The organism is Kribbella sp. NBC_01245 (assembly GCF_036226525.1).
Taxonomy (GTDB): Bacteria; Actinomycetota; Actinomycetes; order Propionibacteriales; family Kribbellaceae; genus Kribbella.
On the sequence record NZ_CP108487.1, the window covers coordinates 4,117,861 to 4,142,446 of the forward strand.

20 protein-coding genes are annotated in these 24,586 nt (G+C 67.9%); 11 read left to right on the forward strand and 9 right to left on the reverse strand.

Annotation, left to right across the window (positions count from 1 at the left end):
• Positions 1 to 68 precede the first annotated feature (68 nt).
• Positions 69 to 2,843, forward strand: a complete 2,775-nt coding sequence (locus OG394_RS18265) for a hypothetical protein (RefSeq protein WP_328996593.1) — start codon at positions 69 to 71, stop codon at positions 2,841 to 2,843.
• Here OG394_RS18265 and OG394_RS18270 read toward each other — a convergent pair.
• The gene (locus tag OG394_RS18270; RefSeq protein ID WP_328996594.1) at positions 2,840 to 4,000 is read right to left on the reverse strand and encodes an acyl-CoA dehydrogenase family protein; all 1,161 of its coding nucleotides are present in this window, start codon (positions 3,998 to 4,000) and stop codon (positions 2,840 to 2,842) included. The genes OG394_RS18265 and OG394_RS18270 overlap by 4 nt on opposite strands.
• A 130-nt stretch (positions 4,001 to 4,130) precedes the next feature.
• On the opposite strand from OG394_RS18270, the gene OG394_RS18275 reads away from it, so the two are divergent.
• Positions 4,131 to 5,477, forward strand: coding sequence for a UDP-glucose dehydrogenase family protein (locus OG394_RS18275; RefSeq protein WP_328996595.1), 1,347 nt, complete (start codon positions 4,131 to 4,133; stop codon positions 5,475 to 5,477).
• A 158-nt stretch (positions 5,478 to 5,635) separates the two neighbouring features.
• On the opposite strand, the gene OG394_RS18280 is transcribed toward OG394_RS18275, so the two are convergent.
• From OG394_RS18280 to OG394_RS18290, 3 genes are all read right to left on the reverse strand, one after another.
• On the reverse strand, positions 5,636 to 6,853 hold the full coding sequence (locus tag OG394_RS18280; RefSeq protein ID WP_328996596.1) for an MFS transporter: 1,218 nt from the start codon (positions 6,851 to 6,853) through the stop codon (positions 5,636 to 5,638).
• 73 nt (positions 6,854 to 6,926) lie between these two features.
• On the reverse strand, positions 6,927 to 7,412 hold the full coding sequence (gene purE / locus OG394_RS18285; RefSeq protein WP_328996845.1) for a 5-(carboxyamino)imidazole ribonucleotide mutase: 486 nt from the start codon (positions 7,410 to 7,412) through the stop codon (positions 6,927 to 6,929).
• A 33-nt stretch (positions 7,413 to 7,445) separates the two neighbouring features.
• Entirely contained in the window at positions 7,446 to 8,612 is a 1,167-nt protein-coding gene (locus OG394_RS18290; protein ID WP_328996597.1) for a 5-(carboxyamino)imidazole ribonucleotide synthase, read from the reverse strand.
• 162 nt (positions 8,613 to 8,774) lie between these two features.
• Here OG394_RS18290 and OG394_RS18295 point away from each other — a divergent pair, with 162 nt between their 5' ends.
• Complete coding sequence (locus OG394_RS18295) at positions 8,775 to 9,338, forward strand: GtrA family protein (protein ID WP_328996598.1); 564 nt, start codon at positions 8,775 to 8,777, stop codon at positions 9,336 to 9,338.
• 15 nt (positions 9,339 to 9,353) lie between these two features.
• Here OG394_RS18295 and OG394_RS18300 read toward each other — a convergent pair whose 3' ends face one another.
• Positions 9,354 to 9,956 (reverse strand): PH domain-containing protein, encoded by a 603-nt coding sequence (locus OG394_RS18300; RefSeq protein WP_328996599.1) that lies wholly within the window; start codon positions 9,954 to 9,956, stop codon positions 9,354 to 9,356.
• 153 nt (positions 9,957 to 10,109) lie between these two features.
• On the opposite strand from OG394_RS18300, the gene OG394_RS18305 reads away from it, so the two are divergent.
• Positions 10,110 to 11,504, forward strand: coding sequence for an OFA family MFS transporter (locus tag OG394_RS18305; RefSeq protein WP_328996600.1), 1,395 nt, complete (start codon positions 10,110 to 10,112; stop codon positions 11,502 to 11,504).
• The gene (locus OG394_RS18310; RefSeq protein WP_328996601.1) at positions 11,501 to 11,623 is read left to right on the forward strand and encodes an MFS transporter small subunit; all 123 of its coding nucleotides are present in this window, start codon (positions 11,501 to 11,503) and stop codon (positions 11,621 to 11,623) included. The genes OG394_RS18305 and OG394_RS18310 overlap by 4 nt, the downstream gene beginning before the upstream one ends.
• Here OG394_RS18310 and OG394_RS18315 read toward each other — a convergent pair.
• Positions 11,620 to 12,444, reverse strand: a complete 825-nt coding sequence (locus tag OG394_RS18315; RefSeq protein WP_328996602.1) for a biotin--[acetyl-CoA-carboxylase] ligase — start codon at positions 12,442 to 12,444, stop codon at positions 11,620 to 11,622. The two genes, OG394_RS18310 and OG394_RS18315, sit on opposite strands and share 4 nt — an antisense overlap.
• A gap of 10 nt (positions 12,445 to 12,454) precedes the next feature.
• Positions 12,455 to 15,082, reverse strand: a complete 2,628-nt coding sequence (locus OG394_RS18320) for a phosphoenolpyruvate carboxylase (RefSeq protein WP_328996603.1) — start codon at positions 15,080 to 15,082, stop codon at positions 12,455 to 12,457.
• A 116-nt stretch (positions 15,083 to 15,198) separates the two neighbouring features.
• Between OG394_RS18320 and OG394_RS18325 the strand changes: the two genes are divergently transcribed.
• The 4 genes from OG394_RS18325 (at position 15,199) to OG394_RS18340 (ending at position 19,409) form a co-directional block, all read left to right on the forward strand.
• Complete coding sequence (locus OG394_RS18325) at positions 15,199 to 16,848, forward strand: hypothetical protein (RefSeq protein WP_328996604.1); 1,650 nt, start codon at positions 15,199 to 15,201, stop codon at positions 16,846 to 16,848.
• A 129-nt stretch (positions 16,849 to 16,977) separates the two neighbouring features.
• Entirely contained in the window at positions 16,978 to 18,564 is a 1,587-nt protein-coding gene (locus tag OG394_RS18330; protein ID WP_328996605.1) for an acyl-CoA carboxylase subunit beta, read from the forward strand.
• A gap of 23 nt (positions 18,565 to 18,587) precedes the next feature.
• Positions 18,588 to 18,812, forward strand: coding sequence for an acyl-CoA carboxylase subunit epsilon (locus OG394_RS18335; protein WP_328996606.1), 225 nt, complete (start codon positions 18,588 to 18,590; stop codon positions 18,810 to 18,812).
• A gap of 231 nt (positions 18,813 to 19,043) precedes the next feature.
• Entirely contained in the window at positions 19,044 to 19,409 is a 366-nt protein-coding gene (locus OG394_RS18340; RefSeq protein WP_328996607.1) for a hypothetical protein, read from the forward strand.
• Positions 19,410 to 19,440: 31 nt separating this feature from the next.
• Here the strand turns inward: OG394_RS18340 and OG394_RS18345 are convergent, their stop codons facing one another.
• Positions 19,441 to 20,922, reverse strand: coding sequence for a hypothetical protein (locus tag OG394_RS18345; RefSeq protein ID WP_328996608.1), 1,482 nt, complete (start codon positions 20,920 to 20,922; stop codon positions 19,441 to 19,443).
• Between the two features lie 87 nt (positions 20,923 to 21,009).
• Here OG394_RS18345 and OG394_RS18350 point away from each other — a divergent pair, with 87 nt between their 5' ends.
• Positions 21,010 to 22,701, forward strand: a complete 1,692-nt coding sequence (locus OG394_RS18350; RefSeq protein ID WP_328996609.1) for a DUF885 domain-containing protein — start codon at positions 21,010 to 21,012, stop codon at positions 22,699 to 22,701.
• 13 nt (positions 22,702 to 22,714) lie between these two features.
• Positions 22,715 to 23,902 carry a Maf family nucleotide pyrophosphatase gene (locus OG394_RS18355; protein WP_328996610.1) on the forward strand — a complete coding sequence of 396 codons (1,188 nt, stop codon included), beginning with the start codon at positions 22,715 to 22,717 and terminating at the stop codon, positions 23,900 to 23,902.
• Between the two features lie 145 nt (positions 23,903 to 24,047).
• Here the strand turns inward: OG394_RS18355 and OG394_RS18360 are convergent, their stop codons facing one another.
• Complete coding sequence (locus OG394_RS18360) at positions 24,048 to 24,578, reverse strand: hypothetical protein (RefSeq protein WP_328996611.1); 531 nt, start codon at positions 24,576 to 24,578, stop codon at positions 24,048 to 24,050.
• Positions 24,579 to 24,586 lie beyond the last annotated feature (8 nt).

A 24,586-nucleotide genomic window follows, 5' to 3' on the forward strand; every position in this document is an offset into this window, starting at 1 on the left:
GAGGCTCGTCTCCTCCGCATCGCGATCAGAGGACCCGCCAGAGCCGGTCGGATGCGAACCGTCGAATCGTGGGAGGCACGAGCATGGTGGTCAACCCCCGGTGGCGCCGGGCAATATCCATGGCGCTGATCGTCACCTCCGTTTGGGCCACCGCGCCCTCCTTCGCCATCTCGGTCAGCGAGCCGACGAGTCCCGCGAAAGGGCTTCCAGAGCTGTCGTTCGGCGACAACGCCACCGCCTGGAAGGACATCGTCGTCGACGGCGACGATGTGCAGCGAGATGCAGGCGGGGACGCCTACAACGTTTTCGGTGGCTTCGGTTCCGTCTCCTGCAACAACACGTCGCGGCTGTTGCTCGACTATCGCGAGGAGAACCCGGCGGCCTACTGGAAGATCCTCAACCTCCTGTTCAACCGGCGCACCGGCGCGGGGCTGAACCACATGAAGGTCGAGCTCGGCTCGGACACCAACACCTCCTCAGGCGCTGAGCCTGCGACAAAGCGCAGTGCGGACGAACCGGCAGACGTCCTTCGTGGCGCCGGCTTCCGGCTCATCGCGGACGCGAAGACGATCAACCCGCACCTCAAGGTCGAAGCGCTGCGCTGGGGCGAGCCGTCCTGGACCGGTAACCGGCCGGCCGACCGGTACCGCTGGTACAAGGAGACGATCGACGCCGCGTACGACGCGTACGGCATCAAGTTCGACTACATCAGCCCGTCGCAGAACGAAGTGAACATGAACCACCTCTCCTCGGAGCTCGGCTGGGTGGTCGACTTCGCGAAGCGGCTACAGGCGGACGCCCGGGCCGGCGACGCGCGATACGACTACTCCAAGATCAAAGTCGTCGCGATGGACTCCTACCGCAACGGCGAAACGGTCTCCCAGGCAATCCTGAACAGCCCCGAGGCACTCAGCCAGGTCGATGCCATCGGCATCCATTACACGATCGGGGGTGGGCCGCACCTCACCAGGCTCAACAAGGAGTACGGGAAAGAGATCATCTACTCCGAGGGCGTCGCGCCGATGATCGACCCGGAGTACCGAATCAACGCCCAACCGGAGCGTGGCGGGATCGGCGGAACGGTCGGCGCGGTCGATATCGCCGACCGATTCATCAACGCCTACCGGTGGTCCGGCTCCGGTGACAACCCGGCGCACATGACCTCCTTCCTCTTTCAGCCGGCCGTGAGCGCCCTCTATGAGGGATCGTCGTACTCCCCCAAGCATCTGATCCGGGCCTCGGACCCGTGGTCCGGCTACTACGAGGGCGGGGTCGGGATCACGCTGGTACGGCATTTCATGCAGTTCATCGGCCAAGGGTGGGAGTACATCGAGGGCGCCAGTTACGGCGACGGAACGTTCGCCGACGGCGGCACCGCGGTCGACTCGAGTACCCGAACGCACCTGACACTGCGCGAGCCGGCCAAGCCGGCCGACGCTAAGGCCGACCGCACCGACTTCGCCCAGGTCCACGCCAACAACACCAGCAAGGCCCGGTACTTCGAGGTCAAGGTGACCGATCTCGGCACCACGTCGAGGACGCCCCTCTACCTGTGGCAGACCAAGGGACCGGACGACGCCGCCAAGCAACCCGTCGACGTGAACCACTTCAAGAACATCGGCTACGTCACGCCGGTGCGCTCGGAGACCGGCGACGACGGCAGCAAGTACTTCGTGTATCGCATCAAGGTCGAGCCGTACTCGCTGCTCACCATGTCGTCACAACCCCGCGGGATCCACCAGTCGGCCAAGGAATACACCAGTGGTGAGTACGCGCCGAGCGCCGAGAATTCACCGCTTGCGCTCCCGTATGCCGATGACTTCGAGTACGCCGGCTACGCCACCGAGAACGTCAACGGCGTCGACATGACCTACCTGGAGCGGCGAGGAGGCACACCGCGCTACACGGCCGACCAGAACGGCGCCTTCGAGGTGGTCGACTCCGGCGACGGCAGCCGGAACCACGTCCTCCAGCAACGCATCCACGCCGACAACCGCGGCTACACCTGGAACCCCTGGGGCGACGGGTCCATGAACCAGCTCTCGACGGCGGCACCGGCGACGATCCTGGGCGACCACACCTGGGCGAACTACCGCGCGTCGGTCGATGTGCGCTTCGACCCGTTGGTCCGGAACCCCAACCTTCCCAACTTCGCCGGGCTGGGTGTGCGGCACGTGGTCACCCAGGGATCGGATCTCGCCACCTACGCCTTGCGCCTGTCCCCCGCCGGCGAATGGCAACTGCGCAAGCTCGATAAGGTCGTCGCCTCGGGCAGCATCGCGGGCTTCGACCCGGATGCCTGGCACCGCATCTCGCTGGAGGCGAAGGAGAACCAGATCACCCCGGCGGTGGATGGTTCCGAGCTGACGACCTGGACCGACTCGGCCCCGAACACGGTCATGGCCGGTCGTCTCGCACTGACTTCCGGCTACTACCAGAACAGCTGGGACAATCTCTCGGTCGTACCGGTCGAGGGGCATGCGTGGCGTTCGGACAAGCTGGACGACACTTCTCCCGGCCTCGCCTACACCGGTGCGGCGCAGTTCCAGCAAGTGGGTTTCGCTAACTACAACCGAACGCTGCACGTCCTCAGCGCAGGTGCGTCGTTGACGGTGCCGTTCCGCGGTACGGGGCTCAACATCTTCGGAGCGACCGCACCGGCCACCCTCGACGTGTCCGTCGACGGCGCACCCGCCCAGCGAGTCACGGTCGGAGCCACCGGCACCCGCCAGACGTCACATTGGCTGCGTGGACTCAAGGCTGCCGACCCCCACACCCTGTCAGTCACAGTCGTGTCGGGCGCGTTCACCGTCGACGGCATCGACATCCTGGAAGGCGTTTAGAGCCCCTTGAGGAGTTGGCGGGCCATGACGATGCGCTGGACCTGGTTGGTGCCTTCGTAGATTTGGGTGATCTTGGCGTCGCGCATCATGCGCTCGACCGGGTAGTCGTGGGTGTAGCCGTAACCACCAAGGAGTTGTACGGCGTCCACGGTGACGGCCATCGCGACGTCCGAGGCGAAGCACTTCGCGGCGGCGCCGAAGTACGTCAGATCGGAATCGCCTCGCTCGGAACGGGCCGCGGCGGCGTACGTCAACTGGCGGGCCGCCTCGATCTTCATACCCATGTCCGCGAGCATGAACTGCAGGCCCTGGAACTCCGCGATCGCCTTGCCGAACTGCTTGCGCTCCTGGACATATCCGAGGGCGTAGTCGAGAGCACCCTGCGCGATACCGAGGGCCTGCGCGGCGATCGTGACGCGGGTGTGGTCGAGCGTCGACATCGCCGTACCGAAGCCGGTGCCGGGATCGCCGATCAGCCGCGACACGGGAATGCGCACGTTGTCGAGGTAGACCTCACGCGTCGGCGACCCCTTGATGCCGAGCTTCTTCTCCGGGGCGCCGAAGCTGACGCCGTCGTCGGACTTCTCCACCACGAACGCGCTGATGCCGCGAGAGCGCGCGTCCGGGTCGGTCACCGCGAAGACCGTGTAGTACTCGCTGACGCCGGCGTTGGTGATCCAGCGCTTCACGCCGTTGAGCACGTAGTGGTCGCCGTCGAGCACCGCCCGCGTCTTCATCGAGACGGCGTCCGAACCGGCCTCCGGCTCCGAAAGGCAGTACGAGAACATCGCGTCACCCGCGGCCACCGGCGGCAAGTACGCCTGCTTGACCTCGTCGGACCCCGAGAGCAGCAGCGGCAACGAGCCGAGCTTGTTCACGGCCGGGATCAGCGAGGTCGAGGCACACGCCCGCGCGACCTCCTCGATCACGATCACCGTCGCGAGCGCGTCCGCGCCGGCGCCGCCGTACTGCTCGGGGATGTGCGGCGCGTGGAAGTCGGCCGCCTTCAGCGCGTCGTACGACGCCTTGGGGAACTCGGCCAGTTCGTCCACGTCACCGGCGTGCGGCGCGACCTTGGCGTCACAGACCGCGCGCACCGCCTCGCGGATGGCCTGGTGCTCCTCGGACAGCGCGTAAAGGTCGAAAGAGTTACTCACGAGTCGCAATCTACGACGAACCCGCTCGTGCCGGGAGACGGTGACGCCGGAAAGTGACAGAACGCACTCGGTCGCTGCTTGGACACGATCCGGTCACGCGCGCGTTACCGGGATGGGTAGAGTCGCCCGCATGACCCAAGGTTCGACCCCGGCTGACCGCCCTCTGCGCATCTCTGTCATCGGTACCAACTACCTCGGCGCCAACACCGCCGCGGGAATGGCCGAATTCGGTTTCGACGTGATCGGCGTCGAGATCGACGAGCACCGCCTCAAGCTGCTGAACGAGGGGCGCGCGCCGCTGTACGAGCCGGGTCTGGATCCGCTGCTGAAGACGCATACCGAGTCCGGCCGGCTGCGGTTCACCAACGACTACCGCGAGATCGCCGACTGGGCCGACGTACATTTCATCTGCGTCGGCACCCCGCAGACCGACGGCAGTGACGCGGCGGACCTGTCCCAGGTCAACTCCGTGGTCGACATGCTCGCGCATCTGCTGACCCAGCCGACTCTGGTGGTCGGCCGGTCCACCGTCCCGGTCGGTACGTCGGCCAAGATCGAGCAGCGCTTCCAGACCGAATCCCCCGCCGGTGCGGCGATCGAGGTCGCCTGGCAGCCCGAGTTCCTCCGCGAGGCGCACGGCGTCGACGACACCCTGCGGCCCGACCGCCTCGTCTTCGGGGTCGAGTCCACCAAGGCCGAGGCCGTGCTGCGCGAGGTCTTCGCGACGCCGATCGCCGACGGCACGCCCGTCGTGGTGTGCAACCGCCCGACGGCCGAGCTGGTCAAGGGCGGCGCGAACGCCTTCCTGGCCACGAAGATCTCCTTCATCAACGCGATGGCCGAGATGTGCGACGCGACCGGCGCCAACGTCACCCAGCTGGCCGACGCGCTCGGTTTCGACAAGCGGATCGGCCGCGGCATGCTCAACGCCGGCCCCGGGTACGGCGGCGGCTGCCTGCCGAAGGACCTGCGCGCGTTCATGGCCCGCGCGGGCGAGATCGGCGTCGAAGAGGTCATCACGCTGCTCCGCGAGGTCGACGACATCAACCGGCGACGCCGTTCGCGCATCGTCGACCTGACCCACGAGCTGCTCGGCGCCGACTGGGTCGGCCGGAACGTGACCGTCCTCGGTGCCGCCTTCAAGGCCGGCACGGACGACGTCCGCGACTCGCCCGCCCTCGACGTGGCCGGCCGCATCCAGCTGCACGGCGCCACCGTCACGGTCTACGACCCCGAGGCGATGGACAACGCGCGCCGGGTCCGCCCGACCCTGCGGTACGCCGCCTCCGCCGCCGAGGCCTGCGAAGGCGCCCACCTGGTGCTGCACCTGACCGAGTGGCCCGAATTCCGCGAACTCGACCCGAACCAGCTCAAGTCCGTCGTCGAGTCCCCCGTCATCGTCGACGCCCGCCTCAGCCTCGACCCCATCGCCTGGCGAACCGCCGGCTGGATCTACCGAGCCCCCGGCAAACCCTAGTCCCGACCGAGGACCGCCCCTCCGCCAATCCGGCGCGAGGGGCGGTCCTCTCTTTTTTGCATTCATTCGTCGCATTCCGCCCTCTCAGCCCAGCGGACCTGTGCAGGTGAGCGGACGGCAGAGTGCGGAATGCGACGAATGAATGAAAAAAAGAGAGGTTAGACCGTGGCGTTGCGGAAGATGGGGCGGTTCAGGGCGATTACGCCTAGGAGGGCGGAGGCGATGCCGACGCCTAGGCAGACGCCGGTGATGCCGATGGCGTTGAGGTCGGCGAAGGTGCCGAGTAGCGGATTCATGATCACGACGGCTGAGCTCTGGCACAGCACCACCACGGACTGCAGGCGGGACTGGTACTCCTTCTCGACCGAGTTCATCAGCAGCGGCAGCAGGTGACCGGTGAAGACGCCGACGCCGATACCGCTGATCATGGCCGAGGCGATCGCCAGCGGCAGTGCCTCCAGCTCCGACAGGCCGAAGAGCCCGACCCCCGCGATCACCAGGCCGAACGGCGCGACCAGGCCGGGCCGGGCGAACGCTCCCCTGGTCATGATGCGCAGCGCGATGATGCCGACGCCAAGGGCACGACACGACAGCAGCAGGGCCGCGGTCGAGGCGCTCCAGCCATGATCGCGAGCCAGCAGCGGTAGCAGCAGCCCGTCCATCGGCTGCAGCAGGCCGTACGCGATCAGCATCACGATCAGCAGCGTCCGGGTCAGCGGGTTGCCGAAGGCCACCTTCAGCCCGTCGCCGATCGAGCGCAGAATCCTGGTCCCGGTGGCGCCGTGCTGCTGCGTCGTACCGCGAATGATCACCAGGGTCGCGATCATCACCAGGAAGGTGATCGCGTTCAGCCCGGACGCGGCCTTCAAGCCGGCCCAGCCGACGACCAGACCACCGATCGCCGTACCGCAGACGGCGAAGAGCACGCCGAGCACCTGCAGGCTGGCCAGTGCGCGCGGTACGACGGAGGTCGGCACCAGCAGTCGCGGCATTGACCGGTACGACGGCAAAAAGAAGGCCTCGATCACACCGAGGCCGAAGCTGGTGACGATCAGCAGCCAGATCGGCTCACCGAATTCGAGACTGGCCGGCACCAGCGCCGCGGTCAGGACGAACATCGCGACGCAACTGGCGAGCAGCACGCGCGGCGCGCCGAAGCGGTCGCCGACGGCACCACCGATCAGCAGCAGCACCGCGCGCGGTGCCACCATCAGCAAAAGCACGAGCCCGGCCACACGACCGCCGTACTGGGTCGCGGACCAGCCGACGGCGAACGTCATCGTGTAGTCGCCGAGCAGGGAGACGGCAGCGCCGAGCAGCCAGATCCAGTAACGGACCGGGATGCGCTGCGTGTCCGGTTCAACGGGCGGAGTCACGATCGACGACCTTAGACGACAGGTGGTGGGATCTTTCGATTACCCACCCCGCATTGGTGGAAACTCTCCGCTGTCAGGCTTTACCGAACCCGTCGACAGCGGCTCGGACCGTACCACCTTTGGCTCTGGCCTGCTCCGCCAGATCCCTCTGGAAGTCCGTCATCTTGGCCTGCAACGCGGTATCCGAGGTAGCGAGAATGCGGACCGCCAGCAGGCCGGCATTACGCGCGTTCCCGATCGACACGGTCGCGACCGGAACGCCGGCCGGCATCTGCACGATCGAGAGCAGCGAGTCCATTCCGTCGAGGTACTTCAGCGGCACCGGCACCCCGATCACCGGCAATGGCGTGACCGACGCGAGCATGCCCGGCAGATGCGCGGCACCACCCGCACCGGCGATCAGCACCTTGAGCCCACGCTCGTGCGCCGCCTTGCCGTACTCGATCATCTCCTCGGCCATCCGGTGCGCCGACAACACGTCCGCCTCGAAGGGCACGCCGAAGTCATGGCAAACCCGCGCCGCCGCCTCCATCGTCGGCCAGTCGGAGTCGGACCCCATCAGGATCCCGACGACAGCGCTCACTTAGTGCTCCTACTCATCGATGGTGCCGGTCAGGTACGCCGCCGCGTGGCGCGCGCGTTCGCGGACAACGTCCAGGTCCGTGCCGTAGGCCGTCACGTGGCCCACCTTCCGGCCGGGCTTCACGGGCTTGCCGTAGAAGTGGACCTTCAGCTCGGGATCGCGGGCCATGCAGTGCAGCAGGCCCTTGTGCATATCCGCGACGTCACCGCCGAGCACGTTCACCATCACGGTGTACGGCGCACGCGCGGCGGGCGATCCCAGCGGCAGATCCAGTACGGCGCGGAGGTGGTTCTCGAACTGCGAGGTGACCGCGCCTTCGATCGACCAGTGGCCAGTGTTATGCGGGCGCATCGCCAGTTCGTTGACCAGCAACCGGCCGTCGCGGGCCTCGAACATCTCCACTGCGAGCACCCCGACAACGCCCAGCTCACCGGCAATGCGTAGTGCACCCTGCTGGGCCTTCGCCGCGCGATCCGCGTCGAGCCCGGGCGCCGGCGCGGTGACCTCGACGCAGATCCCGTCGATCTGGACCGACTCGACGATCGGATAGGCCACGGCCTGACCATGCGGCGAGCGCACAACCAATGCGGACAACTCGCGGACGAAGTCGACCTTCTCCTCGGCGAGGATCGGCACGCCGGCCGCGAACGCGTCTGTGCATTCGCTCGCGTCGTCCACCACCCAGACGCCCTTGCCGTCGTACCCGCCTCGCGTGGTCTTCAGCACGATCGGGAAGCCGCCAACGCGTTCGGCGAAGGCGACCGCCTCGGCGACATCCGCGACCAGCGCGAACTCGGGCGACGGAATGCCGATCTTGGCCAGCCGCTCGCGCATCACGCCCTTGTCCTGGGCATGCACCAGCGCGTCCGGACCGGGCCGAACCGCCACCCCGGCGGCCTCGAGCTCACGCAGCAGGTCGGTCGGCACATGCTCGTGGTCGAACGTCACCACGTCGCACCCGGCGACGAAGCGCCGTACGGCGTCGGGGTCGCGGTAGTCGCCCACCGGCGCGTCCGCGACGGCCTGCGCGGCCGAGACCGCGGGCCCCTCCGCGAGCACCCGCAGCTGGACGCCGAGCGCGATCGCGGTCTCCTGGGTCATCCGGGCCAGCTGGCCGCCACCGACCATGCCGACGACCGGGGTTCCGACGGGTAGGTCGTCACGCGAGAATTCCACCCTCGGAGCGTAGTCGGTCGGCACGCTGGGTTTGGCCGGGCCGGGGCCGTTTTCGTGCTATGGACCCTTGATGGGTAGTCTGGGTATTTGCGCTCCTACGCAGAGTTGCCCGCTTAACGCAGAGTTCACAGAAGCAGAGATCACAGAAAGCGCGACGGCCCCTTGAAGATCGTCACGACGCTGTACCGCCAGGTCGAACATCTGGTGCACGAGGTGGCCAAGTTCGGTCTGGTCGGCCTGCTCGGGCTCATCGTCGACCTGCCCATCTACAACTGGCTGGTGTTCGACAACCCGCTCGTCTTCGGTGACGCCGGCGAGGGCATGCTGCATCACAAGCCCGTCACGGCCAAGTTCATCTCGGTGACCGCGGCAACCATCGCGACGTACCTGGGCAACCGGCACTGGACCTGGCGGCACCGCGAGCGCACCGGCCTGCACCGGGAGTACGTGCTGTTCTTCGTGCTCAACGGCGTCGGTCTGCTGATCGCGTCGGCCTGCCTGGCGTTCTCGCGCTACGTGCTGGACCTGCACACCGCACTCGCCGACAACATCGCGGCGAACTTCGTCGGCCTCGGCCTGGGCACGCTGTTCCGTTTCTGGTCGTACCGCAAGTGGGTCTTCCGTGAGGAGATCGCGCTTGACGAGGTGGAGAAGGAAATCCCTTTCAGCGATGAGAAGCTGCAGCAACTGACCGAGGACACCGGCGACCTCCCGGCCGTCCGCTGAGCTTCTCCTTACCCGCTAGGGCTTGTCTTCTTCTGAGTTGAAGAGGGTCGCGGCGTCGGTTCCGCGAGGGCGCTGTTCGGGCTGCCGCTGCGGCTGTTCGTCGTCCAGGAAGCCGTCGCCGGTCTTGCCGTCCGGGCCGCCGAAGAGCAGGTCCGACATCTTCAGGTGGATCCGCTCGACGTGCGGCACGTCCGGCAGGATCACCTGACCACGCTCGCCGGCCGATTCGATCATCAGCGTGCCGCAACCGAGCAGCCGGTCCATCAGGTGGTGCTCGTACGACACATCGTTGATCCGCATCAGCGGGATGTCCCGGCCGGTGCGGTTCAGCACGCCGTGGCGGGTGATCATGCGCCGGTTGGTCAGCGTGTAGGTCGAGAAGTACCAGCCGAGGAACGGCTTCAGCACCCAGATCGCGAACGCCACCAGCGCGACCGCGCCGATCAGGATCCGCAACGGGGTCTGCAGCCCACCGGCCGGGATGATCGCGACCAGGACGCCACCGCCGCCGGCCACCAGGATCAGCACCAGCGCCGGGATGATCAGGGCCTTCCAGTGCGTACGGGTACTCGCGACGACGTACTCGTCCTCGCCCAGCAGTTTCGCCGAAATCGCCATACGCACAGTCTGGCAGGGCCACGGGGTGAACGGCTGCACCTCAGCGGCCGGTTCCTACCGCTTAGCGCAAAGAACCTGGGATAGGGCTTCCCAACCCGGCCGGTCCCGATAGAAGATCTCGGCCGGGGGATTCTGTATTCCGGAAAGGTTGTCATGGGCATCTTCTCGGTATTGGACCGCGAGCACACGATCGCGCCACCCGGTTATAGCCGCTGGCTGATCCCGCCAGCCGCCCTAGCCGTTCACCTGTGCATCGGCCAGGCCTATGCGACCAGCGTGTACAAAACCTCACTGGTCAAGCATTTCGACACCAGCCAGACCGCCATCGGCGTCATCTTCAGCATCGCCATCGTGATGCTCGGGTTGTCGGCCGCGATCGGCGGCACCTGGGTGGAACGCAACGGCCCGCGCAAGGCGATGTTCGTCTCGGCCTCCTTCTGGGCCAGCGGATTCGCCGTCGGCGCGCTCGGTATCGCCACCGGCCAGTTGTGGCTGGTCTACCTCGGCTACGGCTTCATCGGCGGTATCGGCCTGGGCATCGGCTACATCTCCCCCGTCTCGACGCTGATCAAGTGGTTCCCGGATCGCCCGGGCCTCGCGACCGGCCTGGCCATCATGGGTTTCGGCGGTGGTGCCCTGGTCGCAAGCCCGCTCTCCAGGCAACTGCTCTCGATGTACGACGCGGGGTATGACCCGAAGGTCTCGTCCTCCGTGGCCGGCAGTGGTGCCCTGGTCGGGCTGTTCCTCACCCTCGGCATCGGGTATTTCCTGGTGATGATGTTCGGCGTCTTCAACATCCGCGTCCCGGCTCCCGGCTGGAAGCCCGCGGGGTTCGATCCGGCGTCGGTGAAGGCGAAACCGCTCGTCACGACGGCCAACGTCTCCGCCGCGAACGCCATTCGTACGCCGCAGTTCTGGCTGCTCTGGACCGTCCTGCTCTGCAACGTCACGGCCGGGATCGGCATCCTCGAGCAGGCCAGCCCGATGATCCAGGACTTCTTCCGCACCGACGGCAAGTCCTCGGTGGCGGTCGCCGCCGCGGCCGGGTTCGTCGGTCTGCTGTCGATCTTCAACATGGCGGGCCGATTCGCCTGGTCGTCGACGTCGGACGTCATCGGGCGCAAGCCGATCTACGCGATGTACCTCGGCGTCGGCATGGTGTTCTACTTCCTGCTGGCCTCGATCGGCAGTAGCAGCACGCTGGTCTTCGTCGCGCTCGCGGCCGTCATCCTGTCCTTCTACGGCGGGGGTTTCGCGACCGTACCGGCGTATCTGCGCGACCTCTTCGGCACGTACCAGGTCGGCGCGATCCACGGCCGGCTGCTCACCGCCTGGTCGCTCGCGGGCGTGGCCGGACCGCTGATCATCAACGGCTTCCTCGACCGCGAGGGCAAACCGGGAACGCTGACGGCCGACGCCTATCGGCCGGCACTGTTCACGATGGTCGGCGTACTAGCGATCGGCTTCATCGCGAACCTCCTAATCCGCCCAGTCGCCGCCCGCCACCACGAGAAAACCGAATCCGAGACCGCCGGGAGCCACGCATGAACGACACCCCCACCGGCCAAACCGCCCGCCTGGTCATCTCCTGGGCCTTGGTAGCCGTCCTCCTCGGCTACGGCATCGTCCAAACCCTCATCACGGCGGCCAAACTCTTCACCAGCTAGATCGCGCGAAGGTGGGTGACGTCCCCTGCGGCTAGAGGGCGGGGGCCGGACCCCGTTTGCACGAGTAGGCGGCCTTCGGGGTCGAGGCCGGTGGCGGTGCCGATGAGGGTGGTGCCGTCGGGGAGTTCGACGCGTACGTCGCGGCCGAAGGTGGCCGAGAGTTCGGTGTAGTCGGCCAGCAGTTGGGCCGGATCGCCCTTCGCGGCGGACCAGTCCTGGTAGCGGGTGGCGAGGTCGCGCAGGATCGCCGAGAGTACGGTCACGCGGTCCGTGGTCGCCGCCGCCTCGATGGCGAGCGAGGTCGCGGCCGGGTGCGGGCGTTCGTCCTCGCGCAAGGTGACGTTCAGCCCGATGCCGACGACGGCGGCCGGGCCGTCCGGGGTGTCGACGCGTTCGAGCAGGATGCCGGCGAGTTTGCGGTCATCCAGCAGTACGTCGTTGGGCCATTTCACCAGCGCCGGAATCTCCGCCACCGAGCGCACCGCCGCGGCCACCGCCAAGGGCGCGAGCAGGCCCAACCACGGCCACCTCGCGGGCGAAACGTCCGACGGCCGCAACAACACCGAGAAGAGCAGCGCCGACCGCGCAGGCGTGGTCCACGTACGGCCCATTCGCCCGCGTCCAGCCGACTGGTACTCGGCGGCCACAACCAAGCCTTCGGCAGCGCCTTCCCGGGCCCGTTCAGCCACGACCGCGTTCGTCGACTCGGTCTCCGCGAGCACCTCGATCGCGGTCCACAACGCGCCGGGCCGGACCAGCCGCTGGGTCAGGTACTGCGAGTCCAGCGGCGGCCGGTCAAGGTCGCCGAACGGGTTGTCCATGAGAGCTCCATCAGCCGGTGTTCTGCAGGCCGGCGGCAACCCCCGAGACCGTGAGCAGCAGGAGTCGTCTGGTCCGCTCGATCTGCGTCTCGTCCAGAGTGTCGTCAGTACGCAGCGTACGGAGGGCCCGGAGCTGCAGGTACGACAGGGCGTCGACGTACGGGTTGCGCAGCTCGACCGCACGCCCGAGCACGCGACGGCCCGAGAGCAACCGATCGCCGCCGAGCACCTTGAGCACCCACTCCGTCGTCAGCGCGTGCTCGTCGAGCATCTGCTGGGTCAGGTCCGGCCGGTCGCCGAGATCGAGGTAGCGCTGCAGGATCCGGCGATCGGTCTTGGCCAGGGACATCTCGGCGTTCTCCAGCATCACCTGGAACAACGGCCAGTGCTTGTTGGCCTCCTGCAACACCTGTACGTCGCCGACGGCCGCAAGCGCCGAACCGAGCCCGTACCAACCGGGAGCGTTCACCCGCGCCTGCGACCACGCGAACACCCAGGGGATGGCGCGAAGGTCTTCCAGCGACGACACGGCCACACCGCGGCGTGCCGGCCTGGAGCCGATCGGGAGCGACCCGAGCTCCTCCAGCGGCGTCACCCGGCCAAACCACTCGGCGAAGCCTTCAGCCCGCACTAGCCGGTGGTACGTCGTACGGGCCGCCTCGTCCAGGACCTTCTCCACGTCGGCGAAACGGTTGGCCGCCTTGGCCGCACGTTCCTCTACCGCCGGGGTAGACGCCAGGAGGGTTGCAGCCGTCACCTGCTCGATGTGGCGCTGTGCGATGGCAGCGACGCCGTACCGGGCGGGGATGGCCTCACCCTGCTCCGTGAGCTTGAACCGGCCAGAGACCGATCCAGGGGCTTGAGCCAGTACGGCGCGGTTGGCCGGGCCGCCGCCTCTACCGAGCGCACCACCACGTCCGTGGAACAGCGTCAGCCGGATCGCGTTGCGCTGGGCCCAAGCGGTAATACGCGCCTGAGCGTCGTACAGCGCGAGTGTTGCCGAGACGGGCCCGACGTCCTTCGCGGAGTCGGAGTAGCCGAGCATGACCTCGAACCGCCGGTCGTTCGCGGTGAGGCGGTGGCGGACCCGGGTCAGCTGGATCGCGTGGTCGAGGACCTCGACCGAGTTCTGCAGGTCCTCGCCGGTCTCGAACAGCGGTACGACGTCGAGCTCGATCGGCCGTCCGTCCATCGCCGCGTCGGCCAGCTCGTAGACGGCGGCGAGGTCGGCCGCGTTCCGGGTGAATGACACGACGTACCGGCGGCAGGCCTCGGGGCCGAATCGCTGCTGGATCTGGCCGATGACCCGCAGCGTGGCGAGCACTTCCTCGGTCTGGTCGGACAACTCGCCGCCGCCCAGCACCTCGGACAGCGCCTTCGCGTGCACGGACGAGTGCTGCCTAACCTCGAGCTCGGCCAGGTGGAAGCCGAAGGACCCGACCTGCCAGATCAGCTGCTGCAACTCGCCGTACGCCTGCCGCGGAGCGCCCGCCGAGACCAGCGAGTCCTGCAAGACCTTCAGCTCGTGCAAGTAGTCCGAGGCGCGCGGGTAGCCGAAGTCGGCGTCGCGAGCGCGGGTGGCGGCCAGCCGGCGAGCGGCCAAGAGCAGGAGCTGCCGGTGGGGCTCGGAGGGCGAACGCGTCTCGATATCCGCGAGCAACTCCGGCGCCTGCGCGCGAGCGTCCTCCAGGATGCGGCGGACTGGCGCCGACGGCGGGGTCGTCGCCGCGTCGAGGGTCAGCGCGCGGCCGAGCCGGTCGGTCGCGAACTCCAGCGAGCGCAACACGTGGTCGGCCTGGATCTGCATCGCCTCGCGGGTGATGGCGGCGGTGACGTTCGGGTTGCCGTCCCGGTCGCCGCCGATCCACGACCCGAGCTTCACGAACGGCGCCACCGCGGGCACGCGCGTCCCCGCGGCATCACCGGCCAGCGCGTCGTCCAGCCGCCGATAAACCGACGGGATGACGTCGAACAGGGTCTCCTCGAACACGGCCATCGCCGAACGGACCTCGTCCAGCGGGGTCGGACGGCTGGTGCGCAGTTGCGACGTACGCCAGAGGATGTCGACCTGCTCCAGCAGGCGGCGGCTGTTCTCCTGGCGCTCGGAATCGCCGGTGCGCGGGTCGGCCCGCTCCTCCAGCAACGCCGAGATGCGCCGGATGGTCGCCAGCACGGCGCGGCGCCGGGCCTCGGTCGGGTGGGCCGTCAGGACCGGGCGGAACTCCAGCCCGTTCAGCAGGGCCCGCACCTGCTGCTCACCACTCGACTCGCCGATCTGCTCGACCGCCTGGGCCAGCTCCGACGTCGTCGGCGCATCGCCCTCCCGGTCACGCTGGCGCAAAACCCGAGCGCGGTGCAGCTCTTCGCTCAGGTTCGTCAGGTGGAAGTAGCAGGTGAACGCGCGAGCGACATCCTCAGCACGCTCATCCGGCCAGGACGCGACCAGCTGCTCAGCGGCCGCCCCGTCCCCGGCGATGGTCAGCTCGCGCAGGCGCTCCACGTCGTCGAGCAGCGGCTGGCCCGCATATTCGACCAGCACCAGCCCCAGCAGTTCGCCCAGCAGGCGCACATCACCACGCAGCTCCTCAGGTACCTCGAAGCGCGCCCGTGTGCGGTTCTCCGTCTGCGTCTCGGTCACGTTGGGCCACCCTATCCGCCCCACCCCGCCGCCGCCTCCCCGTCCGTCCCTCGGTCACTCTCAGGGTATGAGTTCATAACCTTTCCCGCCTGGGTGCCCTCTATAGGGGTATGAGGATGATTCGACGTATCAACGGACTTGTGGGTGCGGGAGCCGTGATGGCCGCCGGGCTCGCCTTTGCCCCCGCAGCCTCGGCCGACCCGGCCGGCTGCCTGAATAGCGCGAACCTGCAGTTCTCCGACGGCGCCGTGATGGCCGACAAGGCCACGTCCGTGCGCTTCGTCCAGTTCGGCGCGGACTGCACGGCCGGTGGTTCCGTGACGGTCACCCGGCCGAACGGCACGGTCGTGAAGGTTCCCTTCGGGAGCTACTGGCCGGGCACCGGCGGAACGGCGACCTACAGCGACGGGGACATCCCTGTACCGGTCTCGGATGGCGCGGGGATCTGGAAGATCACGGCCCTGAACTACGGCACCCAGTCCGCGCCGGTCTCACCCGCCGCCAGCGTCGAGGTGCTGCGCGCCACGAAGCTCATTCCGGACGCCTCGCCGCTGTACGTGGCGAGCGGTCAGACGCCCGTCCTCAAGGGCATCGCGAAGGTCTACGCCCAGGACGGCGCCGGCGTGAAGCTGGTACCGCTCGGCTCCGGCCACACGGTCTTCACCACCAACCCCGTGAAGTCCGCGAAGACCGACGCCGCCGGCCGGTACTCGATCACCTACCCGATGCAGTACAGCGCCATCGTCGGGCTGCGACTCCAGCCGAGTGCACCGCGCCCCGCGCCGTCGAACGCGAGCGTCGACGTCCGGATCGCGGGCAAACCGCCGGAGAACAGGTGCCTCCAGCAGGCGACCCCGCGCGTGAGCAGCATCGTTGCCCTGACCGACAAGCCGGCCCGGGTCAACCTCGTCCTCCCCTGGGCACTGTGCTCGGACGCCGCTCTAACCGTCCAGAAGACCGACGGCACTCTCCGGCAGAAGGTCGCGCTGCCGACTCTGCAGGAGCACCCTGACTTCCTGGGCACGTACGGCACGTTCCAGGTGTCGCTGGCCGTTGGCGCGAGCAACTGGCTGATCACTGACGTCCATCAGGGCGCACAGAGCCACAAGCTCGCCACGCCCGTTGCCTTCTCCGTGAAGCGAAGCAGTAAGGTCACCGCCTCGCACACGTCGGCAGCGATCCTTCCCGGCCAGTCCGCGACCATCGCCGGCTCCGCGACGCAGTACACCGCAAGTGGCGCAGTAGTTGCCCTGGCCAACAAGGTGGTCGCCTTCCGCAGTGGCCAGACCACGCTCGGCTATACCCGCACGAACGCCTATGGCCGCTTCTCGGCGACGGTCAAGCCGCTGGGCGGATACGTGGACGTCGTGGTGAACCCGGGCAGCACCCAGGTGGCGTACGCCTTCACCACCGTCGCCCTGAAGCTGGCACCGCGCCCGACCACCATCACGGGTACGGCCGGCCCGACCGCGGGTGGCGTGATCAGGCCCGGCTCGAAGATGTCCACCTATGGGCGTCTGACGGTGATGTTCAGCAGCGGCAAGACCGGTCCGTTCGCCGGTCAGAAGGTGCTCGTGCAGACCCGTCCGAAGGCCAACCCGGCCGCGCCGTACTCGACGGTCGCCTCCGCGACGACCACCAGCACCGGGTACTACTACGCGAACTGGAACGCCTCGGTCGACGCCGATGTCCGCGTGGTCTACGTCTCGCCGTACTCCAGCATCAAGTCGGCGTACCGCTGGCTGAGGTCCATCGACGTCCAGTAGCCGCTTCAGGCGGGTGTTCCGGGTTTTGCGACCGGAGCACCCGCCTGTGCTACCGCTCGGTAGAAGAGTTGCGTTTATGTGGTGGAGGTCATCGGGTCCCGGGGCGTGTGGGCGTTAGAGTGCGCGCTTATGGGAGAGACCGTGAATATCCACACGACCGCTGGGAAGATCGCGGATCTGGAGCACCGGCTGGACGAGGCCGTGCACGCCGGGTCGGAGCGGGCGGTGGAGAAGCAGCACGCGCGCGGTAAGAAGACGGCCCGCGAGCGGATCGCCCTGTTGCTCGACGAAGGCAGTTTCACGGAGCTGGACGAGTTCGCGCGGCACCGGTCGACGTCCTTCGGGCTGGAGGCGAACCGCCCGTACGGCGATGGCGTGGTGACCGGATTCGGCACCATCGACGGTCGCCAGGTGTGCGTCTTCGCGCAGGACTTCACGGTTTTCGGCGGCAGCCTCGGCGAGGTGTTCGGCGAGAAGATCGTCAAGGTGATGGACCTCGCGATGAAGATCGGCTGCCCGCTGGTCGGCATCAACGACTCCGGCGGCGCCCGGATCCAGGAAGGCGTGGTCAGCCTCGGCCTGTATGGCGAGATCTTCCGCCGCAATGTGCGGGCGTCCGGCGTGATCCCGCAGATCTCGCTGATCATGGGCCCGTGCGCGGGTGGCGCGGTTTACTCCCCGGCCGTCACCGACTTCACTGTGATGGTCGACCAGTCGTCGTACATGTTCATCACCGGGCCCGACGTGATCAAGACCGTCACCGGCGAGGACGTCACCCAGGAAGAGCTCGGCGGCGCGCGGACGCACAACACCAAGTCCGGTAACGCGCACTACCTCGGCAGCGACGAGGAGGACGCGATCGAGTGGGTCAAGACGCTCGTCGCGCATCTGCCGCAGAACAACCTCGAAGACCCGCCCGTGTACGACGCTCCAGCCGACCTGGAGCCGAGTGAGGCCGATCTCGCGCTCGACACGCTGATCCCGGACTCGCCGAACCAGCCGTACGACATGCACACCGTGATCGAGGCGGTGCTGGACGACGGGGACTTCCTCGAGGTCCAGTCGCTGTTCGCGCCGAACATGATCGTCGGCTTCGGCCGGGTCGAGGGCCGGGCGGTCGGCGTGGTCGCGAACCAGCCGATGCAGTTCGCCGGCACGCTCGACATCGACGCCTCCGAGAAGGCCGCGCGCTTCGTGCGTACTTGCGACGCGTTCAACCTGCCGATCCTGACCTTCGTGGACGTACCGGGCTTCCTGCCGGGCACGGACCAGGAGTGGAACGGCATCATCCGCCGCGGCGCGAAGCTGATCTACGCGTACGCCGAGGCGACCGTGCCGATGATCACCACCATCACCCGCAAGGCCTACGGCGGCGCGTACGACGTGATGGGCTCGAAGCACCTCGGCGCCGACATCAACCTCGCCTGGCCGACGGCGCAGATCGCGGTGATGGGCGCACAGGGTGCGGTCAACATCCTGCACCGGCGCGAACTCGCGACAGCCGTCGAAGAGGGCAACGGCGAGGCCAAGCGCCAGCAACTGATCCAGGAGTACGAGGACCACCTCGCCAACCCGTACATCGCGGCCGAACGCGGCTACATCGACGCCGTGGTGAAGCCCAGTGAGACGCGCTCGGAAATCGTCCGCGCCCTGCGCCTGCTCCGCACCAAACGCGACACCCTGCCCCCCAAGAAGCACGGCAACATCCCGCTGTGACCGCTGTGCTGAAAGGATTGGCCGTGACTGAAGAGACGAAGCCGGTACTACAGGTCGTCAAAGGCGAGCCCACTCCCGAGGAGCTGGCCGCCCTCGTAGCCGTCGTAGCCGCCCGCGCCTCGACCGCCTCCACCCCAGGCCCTGCCACGGACGACGAGCGCTCCAGCGACTGGGCCTCCTACTGGCGCAACGTCCGCCGCCCCCTCCAACACGGCCCCGGCCGCTGGCGCGCCAGCGCCCACCCCTAAACCCCAAGCGTCGAGCGCCGCCGCTGCGCACGGCGGCAGGCGGCACCCGAGCAATGGCGTCGCGTAGTGCCCAAGACTGCCACCGGGCGATACCCACCGACGGCGGCAGGCGGTACCCAAGGAATGGCGTCGGGTAGTGCCCCAAGACTGCGACGATGTCTTGAGTAGGCGTGCCCCCACTTTGTGCACACGTCGCGCGTTTCGGGGGTGGGCGCTGGCACAATGCGGTGTATGGCCAAGTACGCGGTCAATCCGAGTGCGGTGGAGCATGCGCGGCGGCTCATCGAGGGGCGGCAGTACGTGCTGGATAGTGACTGGGGTGATGTTCAGCCCAGTGCGGACGCGCAGAACGAGTACCTCGAAGGGCATTCCTGGGAGCAGTACGCCGACTGGCATCTTGGGCTGACCGAGGGGGCGAATGACGAGACCAAGGCCCGGTACGCCTTCGTGTGCGGGGATTTCCGCCGGATCCACCGGACCGGCCTGATCGCCTGCGTTTACCGCGCCTCCGAGTGGCGCCACAAGGACGTCGAGCTGGTCGCCCACGAACTCCTGCAACTCCTCGACGCCAAAACCGGCCTCACCCCAAGCAGCTAACCCCAAGACCTAGCACCTAGCTCCCCAGCAGCTAGTGCGCCGAGTCGGACCCCAGCGCGGATTCCGCGTACCAAAGGTCATCAGACACCCGGCGCCGCAGCTCCTCCAAAACGCGAGCGCCACCCTTGAAAAGCCCGTCCACCAATGGGATCGAGCACCCACTACCACCAAAGACGACCGTCGCATCAGCGGTTCGCATCACGCCGACGACGTCATCCCAGCGCACCTCATGGATGCCGTCCTCATCGCTCATCACCAGCCCGTCCTCGGTCAACACCAGCTTGGTATTACGCAACTCCCGAGCGAACACGCGAGCCGCCATGATCGGCTTGAACACCTCCCCCGAAGGCACCGCCGACAACACCGGACAAGGCAACGCAGGCTGGAACCCGGCCGCCACCAACTCCTCGAACCCCTCGTCGTAGCCGCAGCACACCACCGTCGGCAACGCCTCGGTCAACACCGCCGCGATCTCGCGAGCCGACACCGCCCGCGCCAACTCCGGATCGAGCGGCACAGCAGCCGGTTCGCCAAGGATCTCCCGCATCGCCGCCGCATAAACCGGCCCGAGCACCGCATCCGGCCCGCTCAAATCCTCGTCCAACCGCTCCATCACCCGAGCCATCTCAGCCTCGGTAGGCCCATTAGCCGCAAGATCCCGCACCGCCGCCGCAACACACGCAGCGACCGCGCGCGACGACCCCTCACGCGCCTCGGCGTACACGACCCACTCGATGAACCCATCACCCGCGCTGACCGAATCGGCGTCCACCTCATAGCTGTGCCCACCGATATGCCGGCACTCCTCCTCGATCCGATCGCGCAGCACCTCCGCGACCCGCGACGGCACCCGCGCCCCATCGCCGACCGGCAACCGCAGCATCACCGCCGCCCCCGGAATATCACCCGGTACGGCGGACGGCCCGTCGAGCAACCGCCCCGGCGCGATCGACCGGACCGGCGCCGGCCCATCGGGCAGGTCGAACTTCAACCCGGACGGCATCGGCCCGGTGATCTGCAACAACGCGTTCGCCTTGGTGAACCACGTCCGCGCGAAGTCAATGACATGCGAGGCCGTCAACCGGTCGAACCCAGCGCCCTCGAGCCACGCGAGACCCGGACCACGAGCGCCGTACCGCGTGTTGAGCATCGAGGCGACGAGTGGCGCGGCGGACCAGCCGTCCTCGGCCGCCAGAACACCAACCTCGACGGAAAGCCGGTCGACGGGTGGTGCGGTCAGGCCCGCGCAGATCGCTTCGGCGAAGGCGGCGACGCGGTCGGGTGAGCCGGAGGCGGCGAAGTTCGTGGTGGTGAGATCGACCATCGCCTGGATCTCGATCGGCGTCCGCCGGGCCTGGCCCATCACGAGGTGCTCGAGCAGATGGGCGACGCCGACCGTACGCAACGTCTCGTCCCGCGCGCCCACGCCGAACGTGAGGGTCAGGTCGGTGTGGGTCTGCTCGCCCGGGTGGCGGATCAGCCGGATCCCGTCGACGTACGACAGCTCGTTCATGCCCGCAACCGTACGGCGGAAAACCTTGGAAAACCCGCTGCCACGAGGGACTGACGGCTGGTCACCACGGGCTGTAGTGTCGCCGGAGTGACCGAGCAGATGACCCCGCAGAGTCCGATCGACCGGATCTCAGAGCGGTACCTGGACGAGTTCGTGAAGCTGGCGCCCACCATGGCGACCTTCATGGGCATCGACGGGTTCGACGACCAGTATCCCGACTATTCGCCCGCGGGTTTCGGGGCACAGGCCGACCTGGCCCGGCGCACCATCGCCGAGGCCGAGGCGGCCGAGACACCGACCGAGCGTGAGCAGGTCGCCAAGGAAGCCCTGCTGGAGCGGCTCGGGCTGGTGGTGGAGACGCAGGACGCGGGCGTCCCGCAGTACCAGCTGAACGCGATCGCCTCCACCGCGGCCGAGATCCGCCAGGTGTTCGATTTGATGCCGACGGCAACGGACGAGCACTGGGAGACGATCGCGACCCGGCTCGGCAAGGTCGGCACCGCCCTCGGCCAGTACCGCGAGAGCCTCACGTCGCAGGCGGCCAAGGGCAAGATCTCCGCGCTTCGCCAGGTGAACGACGTGGCCACCCGGATCGCCAGCTGGACCGGCGCCGAGGGCGACGACTTCTTCGCTGGACTGGCGTCGCGCGCTCCGGAGGGATCGCTGCGGGCGAAGGTCGAGGCGGCCGCCGCGGAGGCGCGTTCGGCGTACGACGAGTTCGGGGCCTGGCTGGAGACGGATCTGGCACCGCAGGCGCCGACCCGGGACGGCTGCGGGCTGGAGGTGTACGAGCTGGCTTCGCGGGACTTCCTCGGCGCCAAGGTCGACCTGGCCGAGACGTACGCCTGGGGCTGGGAGGAGCTGGCCCGGATCGAGACCGAGATGCAGTCCATCGCGGCCGGGCTGAACGGTGGCGATCGCAGTATCGAGGCCGCCGCGCAGCTGCTCGACAACGACCCGAGCCGGATGATCAAGGGCAAGGAGGCCTTCCGCGACTGGATGCAGGAGCTGGCCGACTCCGCGGTCTCCGAATTGGCCGGCAAGCACTTCGAGATCGCGCCCGAGATCCGGAAGATCGAGTGCATGATCGCGCCCACGTCGGACGGGTCGATCTACTACACCGGTCCGAGCGAGGACCTGACCAGCCGGCCCGGCCGGATGTGGTGGGCCGTGCCCGCGGGGCAGACCGACTTCGCCACCTGGCGTGAGGTCACCACCGTCTACCACGAGGGTGTGCCCGGGCATCACCTGCAGGTGGCCCAGACGATGGTCCGCGCCGACCTGCTGAACCGCTGGCAGCGGATGGGCTGCTGGGTCTCGGGCCACGGCGAGGGCTGGGCGCTGTACGCCGAGCGGCTGATGGACGAGCTCGGCTACCTGGACGACCCGGGCGCGAAGCTCGGCATGCTCGACGCGCAGGCGTTCCGGTCGGCCCGGGTGATCATCGATATCGGTATGCACCTGGAGCTGGAGATCCCGAAGGACAACCCGTTCGGCTTCCACCCGGGTGAGACCTGGAGCGGGGAGCTCGGGTTCGAGTTCCTGCGTGGGCACTGCCGGATGGAGACCGACATGCTCAAGGCGGAGCTCAACCGGTACCTCGGGTGGCCCGGCCAAGCGCCGTCGTACAAGGTCGGCGAGCGGATCTGGCTGCAGGCTCGCGAGGACGCGAAGCAGCGCAAGGGGGCCGACTTCGACCTGAAGGCGTTCCACCGCGACGCGCTCAACCTCGGCTCGCTCGGGCTGGACCCGCTCGTTCGCGCCCTCGGGCGGCTGTGACAACGTTAGGCGCGTGACCCGTTTCATCCTGGCCTCGGCCTCACCCGCGAGGCTGCAGACGCTGCGCAACGCCGGAGTCGACCCTGAAGTGATCGTCTCCGGCGTTGACGAGGACCATGTCACCGCGCCCTCCCCCGGCGAGCTGGCCCGCACGTTGGCCACGCTCAAGGCCCGCGCCGTCGTCAGCGAGTTGGACGGCCATGCCACCGTGCTCGGCTGCGACTCGGTGCTGGAAATCGACGGCGTGGCTTACGGCAAACCCGGTACGCCGGATGAGGCGCGGGCGCGGTTGCGCGCGATGAGCGGCAGCTCCGGCGTACTGCACACCGGGCACTGCCTCTTCGACACCAGCAGCCGGGTCGAACTGCGCGAACTCGCCTCCACCAAGGTCTTCTTCGCCACTTTGACCGAGGAAGAGATCGAGGCGTACGTCGGGACCGGCGAGCCGCTCGCAGTTGCCGGGTCGTTCACGGTCGACGGCCTCGGTGGTGCGTTCGTCGAGGGAATCGACGGCGACCACCACAACGTCGTCGGGATTTCTCTGCCGCTGGTACGTCGGATGCTCGCGGAAGTCGGCATCACCTGGACGTCGCTTTGGAAGCCCTCGATCGAGTACGACGAAGCCGAGGCCGAGCGGTACGACGACACGCGCGGTGGTGCCGATCGGGCTCGCGCTGCCGCTGAAGCCGTCGACCGTCTACTCGAGGACAAGGGGCGCGTGCTCGACCTGGCCGTGGGCACGGGCATCGTCGCGGCCGAGCTGGCGGCCCTCGGTCATCTCGTGCACGGCGTCGACGTCTCGGCCGCGATGCTCCAGCGCGCCGCGATCCGTTTGCCCGGCCATGTCGCGCAGGCCGACGCTGGTGTGTTGCCGATCGCGGATCTGCGGTGCGACGCGGTCACCGCGATCTGGCTGCTGCACCTGGTGCCGGACAGCGACGCGCTCTTGGCCGAGGTGGCCCGCATCCTCAAGCCAGGCGGGTTGTTCGTCACCACGGTGGACAAGAACGACTCGAGCCAGGTCGCCCGCGGCAATCCCCCGAACCGCGTCCGCGCCCAAGATTCCCTCGCCTACCTGGCCTCCCGTGCCCCTGTCCACGGCCTCGTGCTGGAATCCGCCACCACCTTCCCCGGCCCCGGCCACATCGGCAACGCGGCCATCCCGGTCTATCCGCTAGTCGCCTTCCGCCGCCCGCTTTAGCCCGCGCGTGGTCGCATCTGGTCCGCACGGCATTCCGACGCCTGCTTTAGCGTTCATTCGTCGGAATCCGCCCTCTCAGCGCCGCGGACCTGTACAGGACTGTGGTGGGAAGAGGGCGGATTCCGACGAATGAACGCAAATGGTTCTAGTCGACTGTTAGGTAGTAGGCGGTGGTGGTGAGGGCTAGGGCGGTGATGGTGAGGACGAGGCTGCCGGAGAGGGACGCCTCGCGGATCAACGCTGACGTGGCGGCGACGGCGGGGGCGAGGAGTAGGGCGACCGTTGCTGGGAGCAACCAGCTGCGGATGGTGGCGCGCGAGGCACGGACGTACGCGGGCAGTTGAGCGGCGTACGACGTGGCGAGGTGGAAGGCGACCAGCGCCATCGCGACCGCCGCCACCTGCCAGCTCGGGTCGGACGGCCCTCGCATCAGCCAGCCTCCCGCAACCACCACCAGGAAGACGAACGGCACGGCCGAATCCGGCAACGCGATCGTGGCCACCAGCGCCACCAAACCGACCACCAGCACGAGATCAAGCTGATCCCACGGCTGCAGTCCCGAAATCGCCAGCGCCAATCCACCCGACGCCAGGATCAGCAGGCGGGCAAGGACCGCGGCACGACCAGCGGCGCGGGCGCGAGTGAGCCAGAGGTTGATGCGTTCAGCGAGGTTCATCCGCGCGA